The sequence below is a fragment of the Xenorhabdus sp. NBAII XenSa04 genome (assembly GCF_963866145.1).
In the GTDB taxonomy this organism is placed as follows: Bacteria; Pseudomonadota; Gammaproteobacteria; order Enterobacterales; family Enterobacteriaceae; genus Xenorhabdus; species Xenorhabdus indica.
Map to the genome: position 1 here is coordinate 1 of NZ_CAWMEB010000075.1, position 4,685 is coordinate 4,685.

General features: G+C 42.8%; 1 protein-coding gene. It reads left to right on the top strand.

The annotated features are described in order from the left end of the window. Positions 1-152: 152 nt before the first annotated feature. Positions 153-4,685 (top strand): amino acid adenylation domain-containing protein (locus tag AAC147_RS03820; protein ID WP_047685691.1); only part of this gene is annotated, 4,533 nt, incomplete at its 3' end.

The window sequence follows — 4,685 nt, forward strand, 5'->3', positions numbered from 1 at the left end:
GACTTAAAAGTAGAGGTGCCTTTGAGAAGTGTTTTTGAACATCCGACACTTGAGCAATTATCGCAAGTTGTCGCTATTCATTTTATCAAAGAAAAAAGAAAACATTTTCAGGCTGAGCAAGAAACAACACAAGAACTATTGGAAGGTGATATATGAAAGATGCAGCGCAGATCATCAGTGAGGCTTTAAATCAAGGGATTACTCTGTTTGTTATTGATAACAAACTGAAATATGAAACTAGCCGCGACAGTATTCCACCGGAACTGTTTAATGAATGGAAACAACATAAACAAGAGTTAATTGATTTTCTGATACATCTTGAATCAGAAGAAGACGTGAATATACATCGGCTACAGGATATTCCACGTTATAAACGTGCAGAGCATTATCCACTGTCATTTGCCCAACAGCGTTTATGGCTGATTGATCAACTAACCGAAGGCAGCCCTCAATATAACTGCACAGGTGATTTCAGGTTGAGAGAGCCGCTCAATTTCAACGCCTTTGAGACTGCTATAGCAACATTGCTTGAACGCCATGAATCACTGCGTACTTATTTCAAAATGATTGATAATGAACCCCGGCAGGTTATTGCTACTTCTTATGATTTACCAATTACAATACATGATTTGTCTTCGTTGCCAGAATCTGAGAAGGAGCAACAGGTTAAACAACTTGGTGAACAAGAGTGGAAACAAGTCGTTAACCTCAGTACTGACCTGATGCTGCGTATTCGGTTGCTAAAATTAGCAGAGGATGATTATTTCATTCTCTATACGATCCATCATATCGCCTGTGATGGCTGGTCGCTGGCAATATTCATCAGTGAACTGCTCACATTATACCGTGCCTATTGCCAGGGCGAGGATGATCCTCTGTCACCATTAAAAGTTCAATATACCGATTATGCCCAATGGCAACGGGATTGGTTACAAGGTGATATTCTGGAAAAACAACTGGATTATTGGCAGAACCAGTTATCAGGTATTTCACCACTTCACCGTTTTCCACTGGATAATCCACGTCCAGAAAAACAGAATTTTGAAGGGGATGTCCATCCACAACGTATTCCGAAGACTCTGACCCAAGAAATACGCGCACTGTGTGCCAAACATAAAGTGACGTTATTTATGTTTCTGGAAACAGCTTTTGCTGTGTTGTTGAGCCGTTACAGTAGCGAAAAAGATATTCTGGTTGGAATGCCCCTTGCAGGGCGAAGACATCGTGACACTGAGGCTTTGATTGGATTTTTCGTCAATTCACTGGTGATTAGAACTGACTTATCCGGCCAGCCTACTTTTAGTGAATTATTAAAACAAAACAGTCGTACCATTCTCGATGCTTATGCACATCAAGACCTGCCTTTTGAGATGTTGGTAGAGAAAATCAGTCCAGAACGGAATTTAAATTATAATCCTATTTTCCAGATCATGTTTGCAGTACAGAATAATCAACGGGATACAATTCTGGAGCAGGATAGTGTTGTTACATCTAAAGAACGTTCACTTCTGACGACCCGATTTGATTTGGAAGTCCATATATACGAAGAAGACGAAGGTGAGTTATCTATTGGGTGGATCTCGGATACCAGCCTGTTCAGAAGTGCTACTATTAACAGATTAATCGCCAATTACGAAGTTTTGCTGACCAACATTGTTGATGTGATGAAACATCATGTTGGCACTAGCGAGCCATCCGTCCATGACATTCCATTATTAGCAGATGTTGAGCGGAACACCTTACTGCATGAATGGAGTGGGCCACAAGTTTCTTACCAGACCGGGAAATGTTTCCATGAACTTTTCGAAGATCAGGTCTTACAACACTCTGAAAAAAATGCCCTGATCTTTGGGGATGATTCCCTGAATTGTCAGTCATTGAACTATCAGTCATTAAATCAACAAGCCAACCAATTAGCGCATTATCTGCTTGAGCAGGGGATCAAACCGGATACATTGATTGCACTTTGTATACCACGATCATTACAGGCTGTTGTGGCGTTGTTGGGTATTCTTAAAGCAGGCGGGGCTTATTTACCGTTAGATCCCAGTTATCCGAAAGCCCGTCTCCAATATATGTTGGACCACAGTGAAGTGGGGTTTATCCTGACCGAAACTCACCTTGTTGAAAAACTCCCAATCAGCCAGCAGAAAGTCATCTGTTTGGATACGGCGGTTATACAGTCACAACTGCAATACATGCCCACAAGTAATATTACTGAGCGTCCATTCCCGCTAACGGAAAATCATCTGGCTTATGTGATTTATACTTCCGGCTCTACTGGCAAACCGAAAGGGGTGATGCTGGAACATAAAGGGTGGGTTAATCTGGCATTTTCGCAAGCAGGATTATTTGGTGTTGATTCATATAGCCGGGGATTGCAGTTTGCCTCCTGGAGTTTTGACGCCATGATCTTAGAGATGTCCATGACATTAGCCTATGGTGCAACACTGTATTTAATTTCAGAAACACAACAGCGTTCCCCTGAATTGTTGGATGAAATCGTTGAAAAACATCAGATAACCCATGCTGTACTACCCCCAGCACTGCTTCCTCATCTGAATTTTAACAAATGGCATTCTGTCTCAACGTTGCTTTTAGCGGGTGAAACCGTACCACCACAGATCGCTGTTCGTTGGTCACAGAATAGAAAACTGTTTAATGTATATGGCCCGACAGAATGTACATCCATTGTTACCACGGCTTTATTAACTGACGAGAAGATCACAATTGGAAAACCTTTGCCTAACGTTGTGATGCGTATTCTTGATCCAGAAGGTAACTTGGCTCCGATGGGCGTTGTCGGGGAACTGTATATCGGTGGTGTTCAGTTAGCACGCGGTTACCGAAACTCACCGGAAATCACGGCAAGACACTTTATTCGCGATCCATTCAGTTCACACGCAACGGATAGCCGGGAAAACAGGCTGTATCGAACTGGCGATTTAGTGCGCTGGACACCTGATGGTCAGTTGGAATTTATCGGCCGCGTTGACTCTCAGGTTAAGATCCGTAGTCACCGCATAGAATTGGGTGAAATCGAAACAGTTTTGTCCGGGCACGAGGCTTTAAGTAGTGCTGTTGTTATCGCTTATGGTCAAGATGAAGATAAAAAGCTCATCGCGTATGTCTGCCCAAGTCCGGGATGGTTAGGTGAAAAAGCCACTGAATTTAACGCGGGAAGCGTTGAGAACTGGACAGAAATTTTTGATGAGCAGTACCGTCAACCGATAACGAATAATACCCGGCAAGACAGTATCCGTGATTCAGTCGAATCTGACAGTGATTTCAGTGGCTGGATGAACAGTTACACTAAACAGCCGATTACTCTTGAACAGATGGAAGAGTGGTTAGCGGGGATCATGCACCGGATTAATGCCCTGCATCCTCACCGTTTACTGGAAATTGGTTGTGGTAGCGGATTATTGTTGTATCGCTATGCTGAACAGTGTGAGTCAGTGGTGGCGACTGATATTTCGGCTGAGGTTCTGAACCGGCACCAACATATTCTGCAACAACGTGGCTGGTCACATGTGCAATTAAGAAGAGGAGATGCGCTCAACTTAGGCACATTACATGTTGGCGAATTTGATACTGTCGTAATTAACTCTGTTGTCCAATATTTCCCCAATGTTCAGTATCTGGAGAAAGTGCTTGAACAACTCATGCCTGCTGTGACCGCAGGCGGAAAAATTCTGTTGGGTGATATTCGCAATTTAGATCTACTAACTGCTCATGCTACAGCAATAGAGCAAAGTCATCTTAACGGGCAGCGTATTCAGGTCGGAGTGCTGGCGAATCGTATTCAGCGCCGTTTACAACAGGAACCCGAATTTTTACTCAGCCCAACTTATTTTGCTCAATTACCGACGCGTTACCCTGAAATAGGCCGGGTTGACATTCTGGTTAAACGTGGCATCGGTGATAATGAAATGCTGCGTTATCGTTATGATGTCATACTACATAAAAGAGACGAAAATACTGAATCTTGTCATGAAATACCGCTAAGTTGGCACAATTTCGACTCTTTTGAAAGTCTGCGTAATTTGTTACAAAAGGGCACAGAGGATACATTTGGTGTTTCGGGCATTTCTAATGCCAAAGTTAAAGATGATCTTGCTTTAGCAGAAGGGTTACGTCACTGGTCAGCCAATCAGATGGTAACACCACCAGAAAATGCCGGCAGTTTCTCCCCACAGGCATTAAAACAGGTTCAGGAATTCGAATCCTTACTGCAATATGCTGAACAGTGTGGTTATCAGTGTGGCGTAACATGGTCACAACAGCAACCTGATTTACTGGATGTGATTTTCAGCCGCGCAGTATTGCCCCCAGTACAGGCACGTACCAGCTACAATCAAAACCATTTGGCTAACTATCCGCAAATTTCGGCTATTAGCGGTGAACTTTCAGAATTACTCGAATCTGCACTGAAGCAGCAACTACCAGAATATATGGTTCCTGGTCTTTATATTCCTCTGGAACGAATGCCACTCACTTTAAATAATAAAGTCGATAAAAAAGCGCTACCTATCCCAAATGAAGATGATTTACGCCGACAAAACTATGTGGCACCAAGAAATGAAATAGAAATTAAGCTCAGTCAGTTATGGAAGAGTTTATTGAATGTCAGTCAAGTCGGGATCTATGACAATTTCTTTACACTGGGTGGTCACTCACTTCAG